Annotated in this window: 1 pseudogene; it reads right to left on the bottom strand. The window is 31.0% G+C overall.

What is annotated here, in order from left to right:
- Nucleotides 1-384 (bottom strand): annotated as a pseudogene (locus IU405_RS00665) (hypothetical protein); the annotation flags it as partial.

Raw genomic sequence — 384 nt, 5'->3', positions numbered from 1 at the left:
TTCCTTTGATATGCCAATAATTACCATTTAATTGAATTCCTCTATTAGAAGAATTTTCACTCATTGAAGAGAAATCTAGTTTAGGTTTTTGGGAATTATTTGGATGTGAAATAAGTGAGATTAAATTATTGGCTGCGCCATTTTTTGCGATATTTATTGTAGAAGTAAAATTGTAAGTCCCTTGATTTAAATAAATTATATCCCCAGCATTAGCGTTTTGAATAGCTGCTAATAATTCTTGAGTAGTACTAACTGCAGGAATATTTGAAAAACCAGTAATTGTGATTTGCAACTCACCATAAACTGCATTTGCATCTTTTGAAGTTGCTTTAACAATAACAGTTCCGTTATCAACAGGTGTTAACAAACCACCCTCATTAATTG

Origin of the sequence: Polaribacter sp. BAL334, from assembly GCF_015767435.1 — a bacterium.
Taxonomy (GTDB): Bacteria; Bacteroidota; Bacteroidia; order Flavobacteriales; family Flavobacteriaceae; genus Polaribacter.
This window is presented reverse-complemented; position numbering and strand designations above follow the sequence as displayed.